Raw genomic sequence first — 3,554 nt, forward strand, 5'->3', positions numbered from 1 at the left:
GGGGGCGGGGTACCGGTCGACCGGGTCGGGGGCGTCGTCGCCCCAGCGCCCGCCTGGCTGGCTGCGCAGGCTCGGATCCCCGCCTGCCCGGTCCCGGTAGTCCACGGGCGGAGCGTGACGGTACCCGGCGGAAAGCGCAATCAGCCGTCAAGTCAGATCCGCCGATGGCTGCTGTGGCGCCAGAGCGGGCGGTGCTCCGGTGAGGAAATCTTGTCCACAGGCTGGGGACGACATAATCGCAGGTCAAAGCGTTTGTGGATAACTTTCCCCCACTGTTTTCCACAGCCTGTGCACAGGCTGCGCACACCCTTGCCCCCCGGTGTCCACAGGTTGTCCAGAGACTCGTCCACCGGGCTGGTTGAGGTGCTGAGCTGCTGTTCCGTATGGTTACCGCTCGACCCTCGGCGCAGCCCGCGACGACCCCCGACACGGGGCTGGCCAGGGCCGGCCAGGATCGCCGTACCGCCCGCCGGGACGGCACAGCGCTTGCCGACGCAGTGGAGGGGGACCCGGTGTCGGTCACCGACGATCGGCGGGCTGAGGCCCGCACCAGCGACGGAGCACCGCCCGCAGCGGCTCCCGCGCCCCGCGACGCGCAGTACGAGAAGACACCGCCGCAGGACATCGCCGCCGAACAGTGCGTGCTCGGCGGCATGCTGCTCTCCAAGGACGCCATCGCCGACGTCGTCGAGATCCTCAAGTCGAACGACTTCTACCGGCCGGTACACGCCACGATCTTCGACGCGATCCTCGACCTCTACGGGCGCGGTGAGCCGGCCGACTCCATCACGGTGGCCGCCGCCCTGGCCGACTCCGGCGACCTGGTCCGGATCGGCGGCGCGCCCTACCTGCACACCCTCATCTCGACCGTGCCGACCGCCGCGAACGCGTCCTACTACGCCCGGATCGTCGGGGAGCGGGCCGTGCTGCGGCGACTGGTGGAGGCGGGTACCCGCATCGTCCAGCTCGGGTACGGCGCCAGCGGTGGCGGCCGGGACGTGGACGACATCGTCGACCTCGCGCAGCAGGCTGTCTACGAGGTCACCGAGAAGCGGGTCAGCGAGGACTTCGCCGTCCTGGCGGACATGCTCCAGCCCACGCTCGACGAGATCGAGGCGGTCGGTGCCCAGGGCGGGGTGATGACCGGGGTGCCGACCGGTTTCACCGACCTGGACCGGCTCCTCAACGGCCTGCACGCCGGCCAGTTGATCATCGTGGCCGGCCGCCCGGGTCTGGGGAAGGCCCTCGCGCTGGACACGCCGCTGCCGACCCCGGACGGCTGGACGACCATGGGTGCGGTCCAGGTCGGTGACCGCCTGCTCGGCGCGGACGGCCACCCGACCACCGTCACCGCCGCGTTCGAGGTGCGACACGGGCGACCCTGCTACGAGGTCGAGTTCTCCGACGGCTCCGTCATCGTCGCTGATGCCGAGCACCTGTGGAGGACGACCGCCGGGGCGGGTACCCGGCCGGAGCCGGCGGACGGCGGAGGGTACCCGGGTCGTCGGGCGTCGGGCGGCCCCACCGGCCCCATCGGGCCCACAGGTCCGGCACTCCGTACCGGGCGGGCGGTCACCGGGCTGCTCGACCGGTCGGCGCACCCGGCGGACGCGCATCCGACCGGGCCGCACGACAGGGTGGTGACGACCGAGCAGATCGCGGCGACCCTGCGTACGGACCCGGCTGATCGTCGGTCGAACCACGCGGTCGAGAACTGCGCACCGCTTGAGCTGCCGGAGCGCGACCTACCCGTACCGCCGTACACCCTCGGGGTCTGGCTCGGCGACGGTCAGCGGGCTGCCGCGAAGTTCGCCATGGCCGATCAGGGGATCATCGACGGAGTCGAGGCCGACGGATTCCGGGTCAGGCAGTCCGGGCCGACGGCCTACGCCATCCTTCCGCCGCCCCTGCCCGTGCTGACGGGTCCGGAGTGTCCCGACTGTGGCCGTACGACCGCGATCCTCCACCGGTCCTCCGGATGGCGCTGTACGGAGTGCCGTCCACGTGCCACATCGGTCGTGGGCCTGCTGCGCTCACTCAACGTCCTGAACAACAAGCACATCCCGGGCGCCTACCTGCGGGCGAGCGAAAGGCAGCGCCGGGCGCTGCTCGCCGGACTGCTGGACACCGACGGGACGGTGACCCCGACCGGGAACGTGCGGTACACGTCCACCTCGAAACGCCTGGCCGAGGATGTCCGGGAGCTGGTGGTCGGCCTCGGCTACCGGTGCACGCTCACGACCGGCCCGGTCCCCGGACGGACCCCGGAGTCCCCGACCGTGTACACGGTGGACTTCTCCACGGCGGACGAGGTGTTCCGGCTGGACCGGAAGCGGGACACGCACCGGTCGCGTCGCCGCGTCGTCTCCCGCGCCGGGACGACTTCGCGGTACATCGTCGGTGTCCGGCCGGTGCCGAGCGTGCCGGTCAGGTGCGTGACCGTCGACAACGACGACCACCTCTATCTGGCCGGCCGGTCGATGATCCCGACCCACAACAGCACCGCGTCGATGGACTTCGCGCGGAACGCAGCGATCCGGGCGAATCAGGCCAGCGCGATCTTCTCCCTGGAAATGAGCAAGGTCGAGATCGTCATGCGACTGCTCTCGGCCGAGGCCCGGGTCCCGCTGCACGTGCTGCGCAGCGGTCAGCTCTCCGACGACGACTGGACCAAGCTGGCCCGCTGCATGGGTGAGATCAGCGAGGCACCGCTCTTCGTCGACGACACACCGAACATGAACCTGATGGAGATCCGGGCCAAGGCGCGGCGGCTCAAGCAGCGGCACGACCTGAAGATGATCGTGGTCGACTATCTCCAGCTGATGAGTTCACCGAAGAAGACCGAGAGCCGGCAGCAGGAGGTCGCCGAACTGTCCCGTGGCCTCAAGCTGCTGGCCAAGGAGGTCGAGTGTCCGGTGATCGCGGTCAGTCAGCTGAACCGTGGTCCGGAGCAGCGTACCGACAAACGACCGCAACTGTCCGATTTGCGCGAATCTGGGTCGATTGAGCAAGATGCGGACGTGGTGATTCTGCTGCACCGGGACGACTACTACGACAAGGAGTCGCCCCGGGCCGGTGAGGCCGACTTCATCGTCGCCAAGCACCGGAACGGCCCGACGGACACCGTGACGGTCGCGGCTCAGCTGCACCTGTCCCGGTTCGTCGACATGGCCATCGTCTGAGCGACGGGGCGCCCACCACGCAGGGGCGTCGACCGGGCAGGCACAGCGGCGGCGAGAACCGCGTCGATCATGAAGTTATTGCCGGCCCGCCCGGCGTGTCGTGACAACAACTTCATGATCAACACGAGCTGGTGGGTGCCGGGCGAGGGTGGACCGTTGCGCCGGCCGGCCCGGGTACGGGAACCGGCCGGCGCAACGGTCCGGGTCAGTCGAACAACTCGTTCAGGAAGCTCTTCTGCCGCTTCCGCTGGTAGTGCCCGTGGTAGTCGTGGTGATGGTGCTGCTGGTGGCCGTACGCCGGGGCCGGCGGGTAACCGTGTGCCGGCGGCGGTGGCGGCGGCACGGCGCCGTAACCCGGGTGCGGGGCCGGCG

1 protein-coding gene and 1 pseudogene are annotated in these 3,554 nt (G+C 70.1%); one reads left to right on the forward strand and one right to left on the reverse strand.

Annotated features, from left to right (window positions below):
* The first annotated feature begins 497 nt into the window (after positions 1-497).
* Positions 498-3,182 carry a replicative DNA helicase gene (dnaB, locus tag GSF22_RS31975; protein WP_307804498.1) on the forward strand — a complete coding sequence of 895 codons (2,685 nt, stop codon included), beginning with the start codon at positions 498-500 and terminating at the stop codon, positions 3,180-3,182.
* A gap of 205 nt (positions 3,183-3,387) precedes the next feature.
* Here dnaB and GSF22_RS36205 read toward each other — a convergent pair.
* Positions 3,388-3,554, reverse strand: a pseudogene (locus tag GSF22_RS36205) (zf-TFIIB domain-containing protein); the annotation flags it as partial.

The organism is Micromonospora echinofusca (genome assembly GCF_017614955.1).
In the GTDB taxonomy this organism is placed as follows: Bacteria; Actinomycetota; Actinomycetes; order Mycobacteriales; family Micromonosporaceae; genus Micromonospora; species Micromonospora echinofusca_A.